This window comes from Shewanella sp. MSW (genome assembly GCF_007636515.1).
Taxonomy (GTDB): domain Bacteria; phylum Pseudomonadota; class Gammaproteobacteria; order Enterobacterales; family Shewanellaceae; genus Shewanella; species Shewanella indica.
In genome coordinates, this window is record NZ_LVDR01000005.1 from 85216 (window position 1) to 103981 (window position 18766).

Genomic DNA, 18766 nt, shown 5'->3' on the forward strand with positions numbered 1-18766 from the left:
GCCCTGGATTGCGCATGAGTGGTGTCTGGGTTCAGGGAAAAGAGCAGGATAGCGTCTGCGTTCGCGATCGAGGCTTTACCTATGGTGATGGCCTGTTTGCAACCATGGCGGTAGATGGTAAGGGACAGATAGCCTTTCTGAATGAACATCTTGCCCGCTTGACTCAGGGGGCGCTGCGTTTGGGTTTTGTCTGGCAGGCATCGGATGCCTTGCGCTCAAGCCTCAAGCGTATCGCCGCCGCCAATCCCCATAGCTGCCTTAAGTTGCAGCTCACCCGGGGAGAGGGGGGACGTGGTTATACGCCGTCGGCAGACGCTTTAGTCACCGAAGTCATCAGCCTGGCGCCATTGCCGGCGCATTACCCAGATTGGCAGCAAAAAGGGATTGCCCTCAAGACCTCATCCATCAGGCTTGGCAAACAGCCTAGGCTTGCCGGCATTAAACACCTCAACCGTCTGGAACAGGTGCTTATCAAGACGCAGTTATTGCCTGAAGGTTTTGATGATTGGCTGGTACTGGACTGCGACGATTTACTGCTCGAATCCTCGATGGCCAATCTGTTTCTGCTACTACCTAATGAGCAAGGTAAACTGACGGCATATTCACCGGCCATGAATTACTGCGGTGTCTCCGGAGTGATGCGACAGCAGTTGATTGTGGCCTTGCTCGACCAGGGCATAGATGTGCAGTTGTGTCCTATCAACACAGAGATGCTGCAACGGGCGCGGCACCTCTTTATCAGTAACAGTCTGTTGGGTTTGGTCGATGTTATTGCTGTGGATCAGCAAAGCTTTGAACTCTGGCCCGGCAGCACACCTCTTCGCAAGGCACTTGCTATCCAATTATGAAAAAATGCTTAGTTGCGGCCCTGGCCTTTGTGTTTACCCTGATGACTTTGGCACTGGGCGTCGGTTTTTGGGGTTATAGCGAACTCAACCGCTTTGCGGCCACCGAGCTTAAGCTGGATGAACCCAGAGAGCTGCTGCTGAAACGAGGCACCTCCTTTTACCAGTTGGGGCAAGAGTTGCAAAATCAGCAGCTGTTGGAGTTTGACTGGCACTGGAAGCTTTGGGGTAAGCTATACCCGCAGACGACCGCCATTCGCAGCGGTCTTTACCAGATTGAACCCGGCGACACACCTGTGTCTTTGCTGGAGCGGCTGGTGGCCGGTGATGAGAAGACCTTTACCCTGACGCTGGTAGAGGGCAAGACAATTCGTGAGTGGCAAGCGTATCTGCAGACCCTGGTGCATCTAAAAGTCAGCGACGAGCCGTTTATCGATGTGCTCGAAGCCCAAGGGGATAGCAGCGGCTTGCCGGAAGGCAAATTTTTCCCGGATACCTATCAGTATCGTGCCGGCACTGAGCTCAATACCCTGTTGACCCAAAGCTTTATCAAGATGCAGCAACAGTTGGAGAGTATCTGGCAGCAGCGGGATCAGAGTATTCCGCTCAAGAGTCCCTATGAACTCTTGATCCTGGCTTCCATTATAGAAAAGGAAACTGGCCTGGCAGAGGAGCGCGGCAAAATAGCGGCGGTATTTGTCAATCGCTTGAAAAAAGGCATGCGTTTGCAGACAGATCCCACCGTAATTTACGGCATGGGTGAGCGCTTTGATGGCAATATCACCCGTAAAGATCTGCGTGAAGAAACGCCATTTAACACCTATCGTATTTTTGGGCTGCCGCCAACGCCTATTGCCGCGCCCGGGCGGGAAGCCTTGCTGGCGGCCGCACACCCGGAAGCCGTAGAGTACCTCTACTTCGTTTCCCGCAATGACGGCAGTCATATATTTTCCCGTACACTGGCCGAACATAACCGCGCCGTGAACCAGTATCAGAGAAAGAGATAATGCCACAAAAAGCCACTGCAAAATTTATCGTTATCGAGGGCCTGGAAGGCGCCGGTAAGTCCAGCGCCATCGCATTGGTGCGAGACTTTATCGAAAAACATACCGGTAAGGCACCTGTCTGTACCCGTGAGCCGGGCGGTACCCCGTTGGCGGAGAAGATCCGCGACTTGGTGAAGGTGGCCGATGCAAGCGACCCTCTGTGTGATGAATCTGAATGTCTGCTGCTGTATGCCGCCAGGGCGCAACTGGTGGCCCGAGTGATCAAGCCGGCACTGGCCGAGGGCAGTTGGGTACTCGGCGACAGACACAACCTGTCGTCCCTGGCTTATCAGGGCGGTGGTCGAGGTTTGATGCCATTGGTCAGCGCAGTCAGTGCCGCCACCCTTGGGGATTTTAAACCAGACTTGACCCTATATCTCGACATAGAGCCAAGCCTTGGGCTAACCCGCGCCGCCAACCGTGGTGAGCTGGATCGAATCGAGCAGCAGGAACTGGCCTTCTTTGAACGCACCCGTGCCACCTATCTGAGCCTGGCACAACAGGACGACAGCATAGCGGTTATCGACGCCAGTCAGAGCATGGCCGAAGTACATAAAGATATTCTGGCTGTGTTGCAAACCAAAGATTGGTAAGCACGCGGTATAAGGAGTGATGAAAGTGGACATGCCCTGGTTGAGTGACGCCAAAGCCCGTTTTATGCAGCAACTGCACTCGGCTCAGATGCCTCATGCCTTGCTGCTGGGGCTTTCCCAGGGCTATGGCGGCCTGAAGCTTGCCGAAGAGATAGCCGCGGCGGCCCTGTGCAGCGAACCCACAGCTTGGGGAGAGTGCGGTCATTGCAAGAGCTGCCAACTGCTGCTCGCCGGCAATCATCCCGATTTTCATCTTCTCGAAGCCGATGGTAAACAGATTAAAGTGGATCAGGTGCGGACGCTTTGTCAGGATCTGACCTCCACGGCCCAGCAAGGAGGGCAGCGTGTGGCGCTTATCGCCCAAAGCGAGCGCCTCAATCAAGCTGCGGCTAATGCACTGTTGAAAACCCTGGAAGAGCCGGGGCAGGGGACGCTGATTATTCTACAGACCGACAGCACCGCCGGGCTGCTGCCGACCATATCCAGTCGTTGTCAGAGAGTGCAGGTAAAACTGCCGGACAAGAGTGCCATTCAGTCCTGGTTGGCGCAGCAATTGCCGCTGCCGGCCGATGTTACCTGGTGTTTGCCCGTCGTCGGCGGGCCGCTAAAATTGGCAGAGGTTTTGCAATCTGACAGATACCAGACCTTATTGGATTATCGCCGCGATTGGCGCGCCAGTTTGTTAACGGGCCATCTGTGTGCTAGTTTGTTAACAGTAGGTGAGGAACAAATCTCTGATGTACTTAGAGTTTTATACTTGGTGTTGCATAGAGAGCTGTTAACCACCGAAGGGGAGGACCCCTTGCTACGGACGCGAATAGCGACCCTGGCTGCCAAGGTGATGGATACCTGTAATCGTCTGAGCCAGATGCCGAGTGTCAACTACTTGGCGCTTTGCCAGAATTATGTCTTAGAATATAAGAGACTGAAAACTTAAAAAGTATCCTATGGTCGATCTGACAGTGAATTTTGACACCCTGCACCAGTTGTATCGTGCTTACATGCCTTTTATTCAGCCGGCGGGCCTGTTTGTGGCAACGACCGAGGGGCATTTCCTCGGTCAGGAGATCCAGATAGGTTATCGTTTGCCGGGCTCCACTCATGTCAATGAGTTTCAGGGGGTCGTGGTGTGGATCAACCCGCTCGGCGCTTCCGGAGGACGGCCGGCCGGAATAGGGGTTAAAATTCTCTCGGATCCCGAATCACACAAGCATCATATCGAAAAACTCCTCTCCAGAGAGCTGGCCTCGGGCGATTTGACCTGCACTATGTAGGGCGCTATCCTTGCCGTCCTTTTCTATTTTGGGTGGATGTTCAAGTGTTAGTTGATTCCCATTGCCATCTCGATCGCCTCAAAGCCGCGCCGGATCCCGACAGTCTCAGTCAGTTGCTCGATGCCGCCAAGGCTCGGGGGGTAGACTATTTTCTTTGCGTCAATGTCCGGCAAAAAGGTTTTGCAGAGATGAAGGCCAAAGTCGCCGGGTTTGAGCAGGTGTTCCTGTCTTCCGGGGTGCATCCTCTGGATGTGAAAGAGGGATTGGATCTCAACGAACTCAAGCGTTATGCCGCCGACCCGAAAGTTGTGGCCATTGGCGAGACAGGGCTGGATTATTTCTATGCCGATGATACCAAAGCCTTGCAGCAACAATGCTTTGAGCAACAAGTGGCACTGGCCAGAGAAGTGGCCAAGCCTTTGATTGTTCATACCCGGGATGCCAGAGAAGACACCATAGCCATATTGAAGAACGGTGGCGCCGAACAGTGCGGCGGGGTACTGCACTGCTTTACCGAGAACTGGGAAATGGCCAAGGCGGCGATGGATCTGGGCTTTTATATTTCGGTTTCCGGTATCGTCAGCTTTAAAAATGCCGGTGAGCTACGAAGTGTTATCCGTAAAATCCCCAAAGACAGGCTGCTGGTCGAAACCGATTCGCCTTATCTGGCACCCGTGCCTCACCGGGGAAAAGAGAATCAGCCAGCCTTTGTTCGTGATGTCGCCGAGTTTGTTGCCGAGCTCAGAGGTGAGTCCTTTGAAGAGTTGGCCCAATACACCACAGATAACTTTTTTACCTTGTTTAAGGATGCCGCTAAACTAACAGGTAGAAGCTAACTCAATGAAACAGAAAGGCTCTTGCGTATAGCAGGAGCTTCTGTTTTGCGTTGTGAGTAAATGGCCTGTGAGGCAAGGTGGGACAACCTACTCAGATGACGGTCAGATATATTCGCCTTTGTCAGGACAAGAGGCCAGTACTCTGATCTCGCCGTCATCCTCTTTCTGCTCCAGGGTTACATCAAATCCCCACAATCTATGCAGGTGTTTGAGTACTTCCCGGCAACTGTCTGCCAGAGGAATGCCGTTACTGGGGATATACCTCAGTGTCAGCGAGCGATCGCCATTGACCATAACATTGTGTACCTGAATATTGGGCTCATTGTTGGACAGATTATATTGTGAAGACAAAATTTGCCTGATCTCCCGGTATCCCTGTTCATCATGGATGGCAGATACCGACAGATAGTTTTTGCTTTCATCATCGAGTACGCCAAACAACTTGAATTTGCGGATCATGGTGGGGGATAGATACTGGCTGATGAAGCTCTCATCCTTGAAGTTTTCCATGGCGAAATGCACTGTTTTCAACCAATCACTGCCGGCGATATCCGGGAACCAATATCTATCTTCTTCTGTTGGCTGTTCGCAGATACGGCGAATGTCGCAGAACATATTGAATCCCAGGGCATAGGGGTTAATGCCGTTGTAATAAGGGCTGTTGTAGGGGGGCTGAGCCACCACATTGGTGTGACTTTGTAAAAACTCCAACATAAATCTGTCGGTGACCAAGCCTTCGTCATAGAGATGATTGAGCAGGGTGTAATGCCAGAAGGTGGCCCAGCCCTCGTTCATTACCTGGGTTTGACGTTGCGGGTAAAAATACTGCCCCATTTTGCGCACGATACGCACCAGCTCCCGTTGCCAGGGCTCCAGCAATGGAGCATGTTTTTCGATAAAGTAGAGAATGTTTTCCTGTGGCTCTGACGGAAAACGTTTTTGCTGTTTGGCTTCCTCCTTGGTCTGCTGTGAAGGGATGGTGCGCCACAAGTCGTTGACCTGGGTTTGCAGATAGGCCTCGCGCTCTTTCTGGCGCGCCTGCTCTTCACGAAACGAGATTTCTGTTGGGCGCTTGTAGCGGTCGACGCCATAATTCATTAAGGCGTGGCAGGAGTCCAACAAGTTTTCCACCTCATCTATGCCATATTTACGCTCGCATTCACTGATGTATTGCTTGGCAAAGACAAGATAATCAATGATGGAACCGGCATCTGTCCAGGTGCGGAACAGGTAGTTGTTTTTGAAGAAACTGTTGTGGCCAAAGCTGGCGTGAGCTATCACCAAGGCCTGCATGGTGAGGGTGTTTTCTTCCATCAGATAGGCGATACAGGGGTTGGAGTTGATGACTATCTCATAAGCCAGCCCCATCTGGCCGCGCTTATAACCCTGCTCGGTTTCAATAAAACGCTTACCGAAGGACCAGTGAGTGTACCCTATGGGCATCCCAATGCTGGCGTAGGCGTCCATCATCTGCTCGGCGGTGATCACCTCTATCTGATTGGGATAGGTCCCAAGACGATAATGCTCCGCGACCCGGGCGATTTCCTTTTCATAGGTTTCCAGCAGCTCAAAAGTCCATTCAGGCCCGTCGCTCAGTGGCTGGCGTGTTTTCATTTTGCTCATAATCGCTTCCCCTTAAACCGCCTGCTTCTTGAACAATTCGCGGAAGACGGGATAGATATCCTCCGCCTGGCGAATATGTTGTACCGCCATATTATCGAATTGTTTTTGCAGGGTTTCATATTCACGCCAGAGCGTCTGGTGCGCCCTGTTGGTGATTTCTATGTAACTGAAATAGCGTACTACGGGTAGCAGTTGTGTTTCGAGGATCTGATAACAGGTGGGCGAGTCATCGGCCCAGTTGTCGCCATCGGATGCCTGAGCGGCATAGATATTCCATTCATTGGCCGGATAGCGTTCCTGTTGAATTTCGTGCATCAGTTTCAGCGCACTGGAAACTATGGTGCCGCCTGTCTCCTGAGAGTAGAAAAACTCATGTTCATCCACTTCTTTGGCCTGGGTGTGATGACGGATATAGACGACCTCTAGATTCTTGTAAGTGCGGGTTAGAAACAGGTACAGCAATATATAGAAGCGTTTGGCCATATCCTTGGTGGCCTGATCCATGGAGCCGGAGACATCCATAAGACAGAACATCACCGCTTGACTGGTGGGCACTTCCCGTTTCGCAAAGTTGTTGTAGCGCAGATCGAAAGTGTCAATAAAGGGCACCTTGGCGATGCGCTGTTTAAGCTCCTCAATCTCCTCTTTGAGTTGCAAAATCCGCTCGGCACTGGCTCCCGGGGTGTTTTCCAGCTCTGCCAGTTCGTTTTCCAGCTCCAGCAGTCGCCGCTTCTTGTCTGCAGACATGGCGGTGCGCCGCGCCAGAGACGATCTCAAAGACCGGACGATATTGATATTGGAGGGCACACCATCATTGGTGTAACCGGCTCGGTAAGTTTGATATTCCACCAGTTTGTTCAGGCGGTTTTTCTGCAGGTTGGGCAACTCAAGATCTTCAAACAAGAGCTCGAGGTATTCATCTTTGGAGATTTGAAATACAAAGTCATCCTGACCCTCGCCTGAGTTCGAGGCATCGCCCTTGCCGCTGCCACCACCGCCGCCCCCCTGAGGCCTGTCTATCTTGTCGCCGCGGGTAAATTGGTCGTTGCCCGGATGCACTCGCTCACGCACGCCGCCAGGGCCTTGATGGAACACGGGCTCGCTGATGTCCTTGGTGGGGATACTGATCTTTTCTCCCTTGTCGACATCTGTGACGCTGCGGTGAGTGACGGCATCACTGACCGCTTTTTTAATTTGTTGTTTATAGCGGTTAATAAACCGCTGACGGTTAACCGTGCTCTTTCCTTTGGCATTCAACCGCCTGTCGATAAAGTTCGCCATACGCACCTCCCAAAGCAAATACCGGGGCCCGAAGGCCCCGAAAGGGCACAGCTATGAAGACTTACGTACCCGTAAGTACCACTCGGACAACAGGCGCACCTGTTTCTTGGTGTAGCCTTTCTCCATCATACGATTGACGAAATCATCATGTTTGCGCTGATCGTCTGTGGAGGTCTTGGCGTTGAAAGATATGACTGGCAGGAGATCTTCCGTATTTGAGAACATCTTCTTCTCTATCACGGTTCTGAGTTTCTCATAGCTGGTCCATTGCGGGTTGTTGCCATCGTTATTGGCCCTGGCCCTGAGCACAAAGTTGACTATCTCATTGCGGAAGTCTTTGGGATTACTTATCCCGGCCGGCTTTTCTATTTTCTCCAATTCGGCGTTGAGTGCGGCCCGGTCAAACAGTTGGCCGGTTTCCGGATCTCTGTACTCCTGATCCTGGATCCAGAAGTCGGCATAGGTGACATAACGGTCGAAGATGTTCTGACCATATTCCGAGTAAGATTCCAGATAAGCGGTCTGGATCTCCTTGCCGATAAACTCAACATATTTAGGGATCAGATAGCCCTTCAGAAACTCCATATACCTTTCTGCGGTATCGGAAGGGAACTGCTCTTGCTCTATCTGCCGCTCCAGCACATAGAAGAGGTGCACTGGGTTGGCGGCAATTTCAGAATGGTCGAAGTTAAAGACCTTGGAGAGGATCTTGAACGCGAAGCGGGTCGATAGTCCGTGCATACCCTCATCGACCCCGGCATAGTCACGATATTCCTGGTAAGATTTGGCCTTGGGGTCGGTATCCTTGAGGCTTTCACCGTCATAGACCCGCATCTTGGAGTAGACGGAGGAGTTCTCCGGGGTCTTGATCCTTGAGAGCACGCTGAATTGAGCCAAGGTCTCCAGTGTGCCTGGGGCACAGGGCGCCTTGGTCAGTTCTGAATTGGCGATAAGCTTGCGGTAAATCTGCATCTCTTCCGACACCCGCAGGCAGTAGGGCACCTTAACGATATAAACACGGTCGAGGAAGGCTTCATTGTTTTTATTATTTTTAAAGCTGCTCCATTCAGACTCGTTGGAGTGAGCCAGAATAATGCCGTTAAAGGGCAGGGCCGATAAACCTTCGGTACCGTTATAGTTTCCTTCCTGAGTGGCGGTCAGCAGTGGGTGCAGCACCTTGATCGGTGCCTTGAACATCTCCACAAACTCCATCAAGCCTTGGTTGGCACGGCACAATGCTCCTGAATAGGAGTAAGCATCGGCATCATTCTGGGCAAAGTGCTCCAGTTGGCGAATGTCGACCTTGCCCACCAGAGAAGAGATATCCTGGTTGTTGTCATCTCCTGGCTCAGTTTTGGCGATGGCAATTTGATCCAGCACCGAAGGAAACACTTTGACGACTCGGAAGCGAGAGATATCGCCGCCAAATTCATGCAGGCGTTTGACCGCCCAAGGCGACATGATACTGCGCAGATAACGGGTCGGGATCTGGTACTCTTCCTGCAACAACTTGCCATCTTCCTCGGCATCAAACAGGCAGAAAGGGTGGTCGTTGACCGGACTTCTGACTCCATCGGCGCTGAGAATATAGATGGGCACTTGTTGCATCAAGGCCTTGAGCTTCTCTGCCAGCGAAGATTTACCGCCACCGACAGGTCCCAGCAGATAGAGGATCTGCTTGGATTCTTCCAGCCCTTGGGCCGAGTGTTTAAGGTAAGAGACTATCTGCTCTATGGCATCTTCCATACCGTAGAAGTCTTTAAACGCAGGATAGCGAGAGATTAAGCGGTTGGAAAATATCCGGCTCAGAACCTGATTCTTGGAAGTGTCGATCACTTCCGGCTCACCGATGGCGATTAGCAGTCTTTCTGCTGCCGAAGCGTAGGCGCTGCGATCTTGCTTACAGATTTCGAGAAACTCCTGTAATGTGTATTCTTCATCGAGTTTCTTCTCATAGCGCTGTTGGTAGTGCTCAAATATGCCCATGTTAAACCCCCTGAAACGCCAAATATGTCTGGGAAGGGAACTGTCTTTGGCAGTCACCTACCATTAATCTTAGACACTAATTTGTGTTGCATGTCAAAAAAAACATAAATAAAAACAAAGGCAAATAGTTGCAAAAGCAATAGTTGCACTTGTGGCGTGAAGGAGCGTTATGAGCTTACGATGGTTGGATTTGTCGGTGAGGAAGTGTTTGTGAACCATAAAAAAGGAGCCATCAGGCTCCTTTTCAGTGACTCAGTTTGATGAGAATTAACCGGCGAAGTTTTGGTTAACAAAATCCCAGTTAAGCAACTGCCAGAAGTGCGCCATGTAGTCAGGGCGAACGTTACGGTAGTCGATGTAGTAAGCGTGTTCCCAAACGTCAACGGTCAGCAGTGGGGTTACTGAAGCATCAGTCAGCGGAGTAGCTGCGTTGCTGGTGTTAACGATAGCGACAGTGCCATCCGCCTTTTTCACCAGCCAGGTCCAGCCGCTACCAAAGTTGTTGACCGCGGACTCGGTGAACTGAGTCTTGAAGGCTTCAAAAGAACCGAAAGCAGCATTGATGGCTTCGGCTACAGCACCAGTGGCTTCGCCGCCGCCGTTAGGCGCCAGACAATTCCAGTAAAAAGTGTGGTTCCAAACCTGAGCTGCGTTGTTGAAAATACCGCCGCTGGAGGTTTTTACTATCTCTTCCAGGGTCTTGCCGGCGAATTCAGTGCCTTCGATCAGACCGTTCAGCTTAACCACGTAAGTGTTGTGGTGCTTACCGTAGTGGTATTCGATGGTTTCCTGAGAAATGTGGGGTTCCAGTGCGTTCTTGGCATATGGTAATGCGGGTAATTCGAAAGCCATTAGTATCTCTCCATGGACTTGGTTTATCATTTTCAGACTTGCTCACTGCCACCTATTGTACCGATAAAATTTGTGAAGTGAATCATTGTTTGAGTGATTGAGCAGATTGACATCATTGAAAAATCAAATGGCTAAATAACCTTACAAATAGTGTGATTTTGTTCTGCGTTTCTCTCGCGTACAATAGCGAATCAAATATAGTGTCGTACTCAGGAACGTAAATGGAAACTGTTGAAAAAATTAAGCAGCAAATTGCTGAAAACCCCATCATCCTTTACATGAAAGGTTCGCCCAAATTACCCAGCTGCGGTTTTTCCTCTCAGGTGGCTCAGATCATGATCAATATCGGCGAGCAGTTCGCGTTTGTTGATATTCTGCAGCATCCTGATATCCGTGCTGAATTGCCCAAGTATGCCAATTGGCCGACTTTTCCTCAGCTATGGGTAGAAGGTGAGCTGATCGGCGGTTGCGATATCCTGACCGAGATGTACCAAAAAGGGGAGCTACAGACCTTGATCAAGGAAACTGCTGCCAAGTACAAGCAGGATGAAGCCTGAGATTAATCTCAGCGCTTTATAAGCGCATGAGTGCAAGAGGCCGGAGATGTTCCGGCCTTTTCTTTTGTCACACTGAATTCACCTGCTATGGAGGTGAGCGTTTTTCTCGGCTTTACCGTCGCGCTTATGTTAAATATTGCCACCCATTAGCTGATTTTATGAAAGGGGGCAACAATAAAGCGGTTTGTATGAGAACTGGCCAGAAATATCAGCTGCAAGCAGGCTATAACCCTGGTTGGGCGCAGCTAGCTCAATGCTGTTAGGAAGTAGGTCAAAAGCCACCGGCTTTGCCGATGGCTTCTTTACATTTGCGTTGTTAGCCCAAGCCGTTTTCAGCTGAACTCATTTGAATGAGCTCGATTTTGTAACCGTCAGGATCTTCCACAAAAGCGATTTCAGTACTGCCACCGGCCACTGGGCCCGGTGCACGGATAACTTTGCCACCGGCTGCGCTGATGGCTTCACAGCGAGCATAGATATCTTCTTCACCTATGGCGATATGACCAAAGGCATTACCCATATCATATTGCTCTGTACCCCAGTTGTAGGTCAGTTCGATGACGGCCTGACCGCTTGATTCTTCGCCGTAGCCGACAAAGGCCAGAGTGTATTTATATTCAGGATTTTCCGATTGACGCAATAGCTTCATCCCCATGATTTCAGTATAGAAATGGATGCTGCGTTCAAGGTTTCCCACTCTAAGCATGGTATGCAGAACTTGTGACATTACTACCTCTTTTGGTTCTATAGCGGAAACTGAATGAGTTTCCGTAGCGTGGATAATCAAGCAATATTCAGCGAACTGAGAATCTCTCCCAAATGGATTGGCTCTGACCGCTGCGAACTTGATAGCCAGTTCACAAATCCATGAAATAAACATGGTATTTGTGTCTGCTTCATTAATAATGGTGTCAACCCTATCTTAGCTGGATGCAGGAGACAAGCATGACTACAGAATTGAAAATGGCTATTGGATCTACCTTGGTAATTGCAATCGTTTTCGCCGCTATGATTGTACAGATGTTCTGATTGGCGTTGAGCAAGAATACGTAAGACAATGCCGCCTTCGGGCGGCATTGTCGTTTCCGGATCAGTCATCCGGATAGATTTTTTCTTTGAATTCACACAGATCTTCAATCAGACAACTGCCGCAGCGGGGCTTTCTGGCAATGCAGGTATAGCGCCCGTGAAGAATAAGCCAGTGGTGGACGTCAACCTTGAACTCGGCCGGCACCACTTTGAGCAGTTTATCTTCTACTTCCTGAACATTTTTCCCCGGCGCAAAGCGGGTGCGATTGCTGACCCGGAAAATATGAGTGTCGACCGCTATGGTTGGCCAACCAAAGGCGGTGTTGAGCACCACATTGGCCGTCTTACGGCCGACCCCGGGCAGAGACTCCAACGCCTCGCGGTTTTCAGGGACTTCGCCGTTGTACTGCTCGACAAGGATCTTGGACAGTGCCACCACATTGATGGCCTTATTGTTATAAAGCCCTATGGTCTTGATATACTCCTTCAGCCCATCAACCCCAAGGTCTGCGATAGCCTGTGGGGTATTGGCCACCGGAAACAGCTTGTCAGTGGCCTTGTTGACACTGACGTCGGTTGCCTGCGCCGAAAGCGTTACCGCCACCAGTAATTCAAAAGGGCTGGAATAATTCAGCTCTGTCTGGGGATGAGGATTATTGTCCCGCAGGCGTTCGAGTATCGCCCGTCTCTTGTCTTTGTTCACTCAATGACCTCAGTTGACTTTGGTGATCCTGGCGCGTTCCACTGGCGCAGTTTGCTCTCTGGGTTGACGATCGGCGAGTTTCTTGTCGATTGCGTTTTTCAGGGCAATCAGCAGTCCCATACCCAAAAAGGCACCGGGAGGCAACATCGCCAGCAGGAAGGGGGTATCGACTTGCCAAACTTCAATACGCAGGCTCGCAGCCCAAGGCCCAAGAAGCAGATCGGCGCCGTCAAATAGGGTGCCTTGCCCCAGTATTTCCCTGCCGCCACCGAGCACCATCAATACCAAGGTAAAGCCAATACCCATCATCAAGCCGTCAAAGGCGGCATCCATAGGTGAATTACGCGAGGCAAAGGCTTCGGCGCGGCCTATAATGACGCAGTTTGTTACGATAAGCGGCAGGAAAATACCGAGAGACAGGTAGAGGCCGTAGGCGTAGGCATTGATTAGCAACTGCACAGCGGTTACCAGTGCGGCAATGATCATCACAAAGATGGGGATGCGGATCTCTTTGGGGACAAAGTTGCGCACCAGGGATACTGTGGTGTTGGAACCAATTAACACTACTGCGGTAGCGAGTCCAAGCCCCAGGGCGTTGGTAAAGGTAGAGGTCACCGCCAACAGGGGACAGAGTCCCAACATCTGCACCAGTCCGGGGTTATTTTTCCACAAGCCTTGCCAGGCGATATCACGATATAAACTCATTGGCTTGCCTCACATGTCTGTGATTGCGAAAAGAGGGCCTGCTTATTGGCTTCAAAGAAGGCCAGGGTATTTCTTATCGACTTGACGTAAGCCCTGGGGGTAATGGTCGCCCCGGTAAACTGATCGATTTCACCACCGTCTTTTTTCACATGCCAGGCCTTGTCATCACTGCCCTGAAGCTTTCTGCCGATAAAGCTGTCCACCCAATCAGATTTTTTGCGCTCAATCTTGTCACCCAGCCCAGGGGTTTCCTGATGCGACAGGGTACGAACCCCAAGCACAGTGCCGTCAGTCTTGATACCTATGATCAAGCGTATTTCACCATTGTAGCCATCTGGGGCTATGGTTTCGATGGCAATGGCGACTGGCTGGGCATCTTGGGTAGCGATATAGGCCGGCATGGGCTGAGTCGTGCCCAGGGCGTCTCTGTCCTGCAATAGAATGCAGCTTTCCTCGAGCGGATTGTCGTGCAGTTCATTGGGGATGATCTGCTCCAGGGTGCGTTTGAGCTCCAACTTTTGCTGAGCCATAATCGCATCCCGGGTACTGTCATTGACAACCGCCACCACAGCGGTGCATATCAGGGCAAACAGGCCCAAAAGCAGGCCATTTTTCAACATGGATTTTTGCACTGTCTATCTCTCTTGCTATCAATGTCCGGCACGATGGCCATAGGCTCGGGGTTTGACATAGTAGTCGATCAAAGGGGCGCACAGGTTGGCCAGCAGCACCGCAAAAGCAAAGGCGTCAGGGTACCCGCCAAAGCTTCGGATAAGGTAAACCACCAGGCCGATAAGGGCGCCGAAGATCAATCGGCCCCGGTTACTGGCGGGCGCGGTTACAGGATCTGTGGCAATAAAGAAAGCCGCCAGCATGGTGGCGCCACTGAACAGGTGAATAAGCGGGCTGACATGGGTATCTGGCCCAAGCGCATAGGCAAAGCCGCTACAGATAAACAGCGATGCCAATACACCAACACTGATATGCCAGCGGATAAGCTTCATCTTCAACAGCGCCAGGCCGCCGCACAGGTAGGCCAGGTTGACCCAGAACCAGCCACTGTTGATAGTGCCGGCAAAAATCGGTTTTTGCAGGCTCTCGGTGGTGGTCATTCCCATAGAGAGATCCGTCTTCAGCGTATCAAGCGGTGTCGCCATGGTGACACCATCGATACCGAGCTGGAAGTATTCGGCAACGCTGCCTTGGCTGGCGCCGAAAATCACCTGCAAGCTGGTGAGAAAATCCGGAGAGTGCTGGGCAACCGTCGCCGGAGCAACCCAACTGGTCATCTGTACCGGGAAGGCTACCAACAGCAGCACATAGGCGGCCATGGCCGGGTTGAACAGGTTGTTCCCCAAACCGCCATACAGCTGTTTTACCATGATGATGGCAAAACTTGTGCCTATCACCACCATCCACCAAGGGGCGAGCGGCGGTATGGCAATACCGATAAGAACCGCTGTTAGAGCCGCGCTGTTATCCGACAGCGTCGAAAGTACCTTGCGTTTGCGCAACTTGAGGATGGCGGCCTCTGAAATCAAAGCGACCATCACCGCCAGCAGTACCTGAATAAGGCTGCCCCAGCCAAAAAATACACACTGGACTACCAAGCCGGGCAGGGCGCAGAGCAGCACCCTTTGCATCACAGTGCTGGTTTGCAGCGGCCGGCTGACATGGGGGGAGGAGGCTATTTTAAACGCCATATCAATCTTTCTCCTGTGCGCTGAGCGCCTTCTCTTTGGCCTTTTGTTTGGCTTTGGCTACAGCCCTGGCAATACGCGCCTGTTTGCTGTCGTCGTCTGCGGTTTGTTTTGTCGCTTGGCTTGCGACTTGGTTTACTTCGGCGCCTTGCGCTGAACCCACGCCATTATTATCGGTCGCAGTTGATTCAGATGCCGCCGCAGCTTTTTTGGCCTTGGCTTTGGCAACCGCTGCCGCGATACGGGCCTGTTTGCTGTCATCGCTTGCGGTTTGACTTGTAGCTTGACTTGCGACTTGGTTTACTTCGGCGCCTTGCGCTGATCCCACGCCATTATTATCGGTCGCAGTTGATTCAGATGCCGCCGCAGCTTTTTTGGCTTTGGCCTTGGCAACCGCTGCCGCGATACGGGCCTGTTTGCTGTCATCGCTTGCGGTTTGTTTTGTCGCTTGGCTTGCGACTTGGTTTACTTCGGCGCCTTGCGCTGCTCCCACATTATTATCGGTCGCAGTTGATTCAGATGCCGCCGCAGCTTTTTTGGCCTTGGCTTTGGCAACCGCTGCCGCGATACGGGCCTGTTTACTGTCGTCGCCTGCGGTTTGACTTGTTTCGGTGGCAGTAGCTTGAGCTTCGCGAGAGTCAGTATCTGCCTGGCCTGAGGCTGCAGCGGCCTTTTTCGCCTTGGCACGGGCGATAGCCGCTGCTACTTGAGCTTTTTTGTCCGAGCCAGGTGTTGTGCCTTCAGCTTCATTATCTGTCGTCACATCAGCAACTTCTTTGGCAGCTGCAGTGCCTTGTGCTGCGGCCTTTTTGGCCTTGGCCCTGGCAATCGCTGCGGCGACGTCGCTCTTTCTCTTGTCTTCCTTTGGCTGGATAACTGCCGGTTCGGCGGTTTCGGCCGCTTTTTCTACCGGTTTAGCAGCGGTCGCCACAGAGGCTTCGGCGGCTTTTTTCGCCTTGATTCTGGCCATAGCCTCGGCTACGGCATCTTTCTCACCACTGCCCATGGCGGCGCGGCGCTTATCGGCTGCGGCTTTGGCCTTGGCTTCCCGCGCCTGTTTCTCGGCCTCCAGCCGTTTGAGCCTGGCATCGAATCTCTGCTTGGCCTGCTCGGCCAGCTGTTTCTCTTCGTGATTACGCTTAATGGCCGCCTTGGCAATGCGATAATACTCCACCAGAGGAATATCCGATGGGCAAACATAGCTGCAACAACCGCACTCGATACAGTCTCTGAGGTTGTAGGCGCTGGCCTTGTCGTATTCTTCGGCTTTACTGTGCCAATAGAGTTGCTGGGGCAATAGCGACGCCGGGCATACCTGAGCACATTCTCCGCAGCGAATGCAGGCCTTTTCCTCGGCCGGAGGGCTGATTTCGCTGGCCGATGGCACCAAGACACAGTTACTGCCCTTGAGCAGCGGTACTTTGATAAGGGGCAGGGTGTAGCCCATCATGGGGCCGCCTATGATGACGGTATCCTGACCGCTGGCGGTAAAACCGCTTTGCTCCAGTATATGGGCTATGGGCGTGCCCAGTGGCACCCAGTAATTACCCGGCTTGGGAATATTGCCGCCGGTCACAGTGACAACCCGCTCTATGAGAGGCTTGCCCTGGCAAACGGCTTCGCGAATGGCGAAGGCGGTGCCTACGTTGTGCACTACTATTCCCAGTTGCGCCGGAATGGCGCCGGAAGGCACTTCTTGTCCGGTAATGATCTGGATCAGCTGCTTTTCGCCGCCGGAAGGGTATTTGGTCGGGATCACAGTGATCCTGATGCTGCCCTTAGGCAGATGGCAGCTATCCAGCGCCTGCTGCATCGCCTGAACGGCTTCGGGCTTGTTATCCTCAATGGCGATAATCACCCGTTTGGGATTTAGCAGCCCGTGAACAATTTCAATGCCGTCCAGAATTTCGCTGGCGTGTTCGCGCATCAATCTGTCATCGGCGCTGATATAAGGCTCGCATTCCACGCCGTTGATCAACAGCAGTTCAATTTCACTGGCGGGGTTGAGTTTGATGTGAGCCGGAAACATGGCACCGCCCAATCCGGCTATCCCGGCTTGGCGAATGCGGCTGAGGATCTGCTCGCGGCTCAGTGCTGAGACCTCTTGCTGCTCAAAATCTATGGCTTGATCCTGGCCGTCGGCTTCCAGCACACAGGTCAAGACCGGCAGGGTAGAAGGGTGGTTGCTCGGTCTTTGCTCTATGGCGCGAATGATGCCTGAGGTGGGGGCATGCACCGCCAGATACATGGCGCTCAGTCCGCGGGTCAGCGCCTGGCCCTTGAGCACTCTGTCGCCCACTTTGACTTCGAGCACGGCGCTGTCACCAACCTGGGGCACAGGCAATAAGAATTCGCTGGCAAGTGGTAGACGCCCAATAGGACTGCCGTTGGAGAGGTCTTTCATCTGCGGCGGATGAATTCCGCCGGTCAGGCGCCACTGAGTTCCTTTATCCAACTGTTCGAGTAATGTCAGCACGGCTTATCCTCTTCCACCAACTTCACTGGAATTGCGTTAAGCTGCCAGTCCCAGGTTTTCAGATCCTGTTTCACCGGGATCATATCGATACAATCCACAGGGCAGGGTTCAACACAGAGATCGCAGCCGGTGCAGTTGCTGGTCAGGACTGTGTGCATCAGCTTGCCCGTGCCTATGATGGCATCTACCGGACAGGCCTGAATGCACTTGGTACAGCCGATACACTCATCTTCGCGAATATAGGCGACCTTTTTGACCTGGGTTTCAACACTGGCATCGAGAGGCTCGGGATCGACCCCCATAAGATCGGCCAGTTTCTCCATAGTGGCGGTACCACCCGGCGGGCAGCGATTGATCTTCTCGCCGTTGGCTATGGCCTCGGCGTAGGGGCGGCAACCAGGGTAGCCGCATTGACCACATTGGGTTTGTGGCAACAGGGCTTCGACCTGATCCACTATCGGATTGCCCTGAACTTTAAACTTCTCGGCGGCGAAGCCAAGTAAAACGCCGAATACCAGCGCCAGCAGAGACAATAAAATGACTGCAATTAGCATGGAAGACATAACTCTATTTGACTAAACCGGTAAAGCCCATGAAGGCCAGCGACATCAGGCCGGCGGTGATCATGGCGATGGCGCTGCCTTTGAAAGGTGCGGGCACATCAGCCGCCGCCAAACGTTCGCGCATTGCCGAAAACAGGATAAGCACCAATGAAAAGCCCGCGGCAGCGCCGAATCCATAGACAGCACTCTGCATAAAATCGTGGTTTTCATTGATATTCAGTAAGGCTACGCCCAACACGGCACAGTTGGTGGTGATAAGTGGCAGATAGATCCCCAGCGCCCTATGCAGAGTCGCACTGGTTTTCTGCACCACCATTTCGGTGAACTGTACCACCACTGCGATAACCAGAATAAAGCTCATGGTACGCAGGTAGCCGAGCTCGAAGGGCAGCAGCAGATACCGGTTAACCAGGTAGCTGAGAATGGCGGCCAAGGTCATGACAAAGGTAGTTGCCATGGACATGCCTATGGCTGATTCCAGCTTGCTGGATACCCCCATAAATGGGCACAGCCCAAGGAATTTCACTAATACAAAATTGTTGACCAGCACAGTGCCAATCAACAACAGGAGATACTCACTCATCTCATTACAGGTGTTGTGACTTCTTGGCGGTTATTATCAGTGTTTCAGTGGTCATAAACAACATATAGAAAGCAGGGTTTACCTTCTTTGCGCCCTTAATGAGTCATAAACGGC

At 52.2% G+C, this 18766-nt stretch carries 19 protein-coding genes; 7 read left to right on the plus strand and 12 right to left on the minus strand.

All coding sequences use genetic code 11. From position 1 onward, the window contains the following. Nucleotides 1-14 precede the first annotated feature (14 nt). The 6 genes from pabC to AYI96_RS06855 are packed head-to-tail and all read left to right on the plus strand — an operon-like array spanning nt 15 to nt 4594. Nucleotides 15-848 carry an aminodeoxychorismate lyase gene (pabC, locus tag AYI96_RS06830; RefSeq protein WP_144361279.1) on the plus strand — a complete coding sequence of 278 codons (834 nt, stop codon included), beginning with the start codon at nt 15-17 and terminating at the stop codon, nt 846-848. Next, nucleotides 845-1852: an endolytic transglycosylase MltG gene (gene mltG / locus AYI96_RS06835; RefSeq protein ID WP_144361280.1), complete on the plus strand. Its 1008-nt coding sequence runs from the start codon at nt 845-847 to the stop codon at nt 1850-1852. The genes pabC and mltG overlap by 4 nt, the downstream gene beginning before the upstream one ends. Next, nucleotides 1852-2484, plus strand: coding sequence for a dTMP kinase (tmk, locus tag AYI96_RS06840; RefSeq protein ID WP_025887713.1), 633 nt, complete (start codon nt 1852-1854; stop codon nt 2482-2484). The genes mltG and tmk overlap by 1 nt, the downstream gene beginning before the upstream one ends. 19 nt (nt 2485-2503) lie before the next feature. Further along, entirely contained in the window at nt 2504-3421 is a 918-nt protein-coding gene (gene holB / locus AYI96_RS06845; RefSeq protein ID WP_144361281.1) for a DNA polymerase III subunit delta', read from the plus strand. A 10-nt stretch (nt 3422-3431) separates the two neighbouring features. Next, nucleotides 3432-3758 carry a PilZ domain-containing protein gene (locus AYI96_RS06850; RefSeq protein WP_025011164.1) on the plus strand — a complete coding sequence of 109 codons (327 nt, stop codon included), beginning with the start codon at nt 3432-3434 and terminating at the stop codon, nt 3756-3758. A 44-nt stretch (nt 3759-3802) separates the two neighbouring features. Further along, on the plus strand, nt 3803-4594 hold the full coding sequence (locus tag AYI96_RS06855; protein ID WP_039034016.1) for a TatD family hydrolase: 792 nt from the start codon (nt 3803-3805) through the stop codon (nt 4592-4594). A gap of 102 nt (nt 4595-4696) precedes the next feature. Here AYI96_RS06855 and AYI96_RS06860 read toward each other — a convergent pair whose 3' ends face one another. The 4 genes from AYI96_RS06860 to sodB all read right to left on the minus strand — a co-directional run bounded on the left by AYI96_RS06860 (nt 4697) and on the right by sodB (nt 10336). After that, nucleotides 4697-6217 carry a SpoVR family protein gene (locus AYI96_RS06860; protein WP_144361282.1) on the minus strand — a complete coding sequence of 507 codons (1521 nt, stop codon included), beginning with the start codon at nt 6215-6217 and terminating at the stop codon, nt 4697-4699. A 12-nt stretch (nt 6218-6229) separates the two neighbouring features. Beyond that, nucleotides 6230-7498, minus strand: coding sequence for a YeaH/YhbH family protein (locus AYI96_RS06865; protein ID WP_039033971.1), 1269 nt, complete (start codon nt 7496-7498; stop codon nt 6230-6232). 51 nt (nt 7499-7549) lie between these two features. Continuing rightward, nucleotides 7550-9484 (minus strand): PrkA family serine protein kinase, encoded by a 1935-nt coding sequence (locus AYI96_RS06870; protein ID WP_039033972.1) that lies wholly within the window; start codon nt 9482-9484, stop codon nt 7550-7552. A gap of 267 nt (nt 9485-9751) precedes the next feature. Further along, nucleotides 9752-10336, minus strand: a complete 585-nt coding sequence (sodB, locus tag AYI96_RS06875) for a superoxide dismutase [Fe] (protein ID WP_025011619.1) — start codon at nt 10334-10336, stop codon at nt 9752-9754. Between the two features lie 221 nt (nt 10337-10557). Between sodB and AYI96_RS06880 the strand changes: the two genes are divergently transcribed. Further along, nucleotides 10558-10893, plus strand: coding sequence for a Grx4 family monothiol glutaredoxin (locus tag AYI96_RS06880; RefSeq protein WP_039033973.1), 336 nt, complete (start codon nt 10558-10560; stop codon nt 10891-10893). A gap of 316 nt (nt 10894-11209) precedes the next feature. Here AYI96_RS06880 and gloA read toward each other — a convergent pair whose 3' ends face one another. The 8 genes from gloA to rsxA all read right to left on the minus strand — a co-directional run bounded on the left by gloA (nt 11210) and on the right by rsxA (nt 18652). Then, complete coding sequence (gene gloA, locus AYI96_RS06885; RefSeq protein ID WP_039033974.1) at nt 11210-11620, minus strand: lactoylglutathione lyase; 411 nt, start codon at nt 11618-11620, stop codon at nt 11210-11212. Between the two features lie 363 nt (nt 11621-11983). Next, the gene (gene nth / locus AYI96_RS06890) at nt 11984-12625 is read right to left on the minus strand and encodes an endonuclease III (RefSeq protein ID WP_039033975.1); all 642 of its coding nucleotides are present in this window, start codon (nt 12623-12625) and stop codon (nt 11984-11986) included. A gap of 9 nt (nt 12626-12634) precedes the next feature. Then, nucleotides 12635-13330 carry an electron transport complex subunit E gene (locus tag AYI96_RS06895; RefSeq protein WP_039033976.1) on the minus strand — a complete coding sequence of 232 codons (696 nt, stop codon included), beginning with the start codon at nt 13328-13330 and terminating at the stop codon, nt 12635-12637. Then, a complete protein-coding gene (rsxG, locus tag AYI96_RS06900; RefSeq protein WP_177192620.1) occupies nt 13327-13962 on the minus strand; it encodes an electron transport complex subunit RsxG in 636 nt (211 codons plus the stop codon). The genes AYI96_RS06895 and rsxG overlap by 4 nt, the downstream gene beginning before the upstream one ends. A gap of 18 nt (nt 13963-13980) precedes the next feature. After that, nucleotides 13981-15033: an electron transport complex subunit RsxD gene (gene rsxD, locus AYI96_RS06905; protein WP_039033978.1), complete on the minus strand. Its 1053-nt coding sequence runs from the start codon at nt 15031-15033 to the stop codon at nt 13981-13983. Between the two features lies 1 nt (nt 15034). Further along, nucleotides 15035-17506, minus strand: a complete 2472-nt coding sequence (gene rsxC / locus AYI96_RS06910; RefSeq protein WP_144361283.1) for an electron transport complex subunit RsxC — start codon at nt 17504-17506, stop codon at nt 15035-15037. After that, nucleotides 17500-18069, minus strand: coding sequence for an electron transport complex subunit RsxB (gene rsxB / locus AYI96_RS06915; protein ID WP_039033980.1), 570 nt, complete (start codon nt 18067-18069; stop codon nt 17500-17502). The genes rsxC and rsxB overlap by 7 nt, the downstream gene beginning before the upstream one ends. Nucleotides 18070-18073: 4 nt before the next feature. Continuing rightward, complete coding sequence (rsxA, locus tag AYI96_RS06920) at nt 18074-18652, minus strand: electron transport complex subunit RsxA (protein WP_039033981.1); 579 nt, start codon at nt 18650-18652, stop codon at nt 18074-18076. Between the last annotated feature and the right edge of the window lie 114 nt (nt 18653-18766).

Coding starts and splice junctions, on each gene's coding strand:
- tmk (WP_025887713.1), top strand. CDS start 1,852: ATGCCACAAAAAGCCACTGCAAAATTTATCGTTATCGAGGGCCTGGAA.
- sodB (WP_025011619.1), bottom strand. CDS start 10,336: ATGGCTTTCGAATTACCCGCATTACCATATGCCAAGAACGCACTGGAA.
- holB (WP_144361281.1), top strand. CDS start 2,504: ATGAAAGTGGACATGCCCTGGTTGAGTGACGCCAAAGCCCGTTTTATG.
- AYI96_RS06865 (WP_039033971.1), bottom strand. CDS start 7,498: ATGGCGAACTTTATCGACAGGCGGTTGAATGCCAAAGGAAAGAGCACG.
- AYI96_RS06880 (WP_039033973.1), top strand. CDS start 10,558: ATGGAAACTGTTGAAAAAATTAAGCAGCAAATTGCTGAAAACCCCATC.
- AYI96_RS06850 (WP_025011164.1), top strand. CDS start 3,432: ATGGTCGATCTGACAGTGAATTTTGACACCCTGCACCAGTTGTATCGT.
- rsxB (WP_039033980.1), bottom strand. CDS start 18,069: ATGTCTTCCATGCTAATTGCAGTCATTTTATTGTCTCTGCTGGCGCTG.
- gloA (WP_039033974.1), bottom strand. CDS start 11,620: ATGTCACAAGTTCTGCATACCATGCTTAGAGTGGGAAACCTTGAACGC.
- pabC (WP_144361279.1), top strand. CDS start 15: ATGAGTGGTGTCTGGGTTCAGGGAAAAGAGCAGGATAGCGTCTGCGTT.
- rsxD (WP_039033978.1), bottom strand. CDS start 15,033: ATGGCGTTTAAAATAGCCTCCTCCCCCCATGTCAGCCGGCCGCTGCAA.
- AYI96_RS06860 (WP_144361282.1), bottom strand. CDS start 6,217: ATGAGCAAAATGAAAACACGCCAGCCACTGAGCGACGGGCCTGAATGG.
- AYI96_RS06895 (WP_039033976.1), bottom strand. CDS start 13,330: ATGAGTTTATATCGTGATATCGCCTGGCAAGGCTTGTGGAAAAATAAC.
- AYI96_RS06870 (WP_039033972.1), bottom strand. CDS start 9,484: ATGGGCATATTTGAGCACTACCAACAGCGCTATGAGAAGAAACTCGAT.
- mltG (WP_144361280.1), top strand. CDS start 845: ATGAAAAAATGCTTAGTTGCGGCCCTGGCCTTTGTGTTTACCCTGATG.
- rsxA (WP_039033981.1), bottom strand. CDS start 18,652: ATGAGTGAGTATCTCCTGTTGTTGATTGGCACTGTGCTGGTCAACAAT.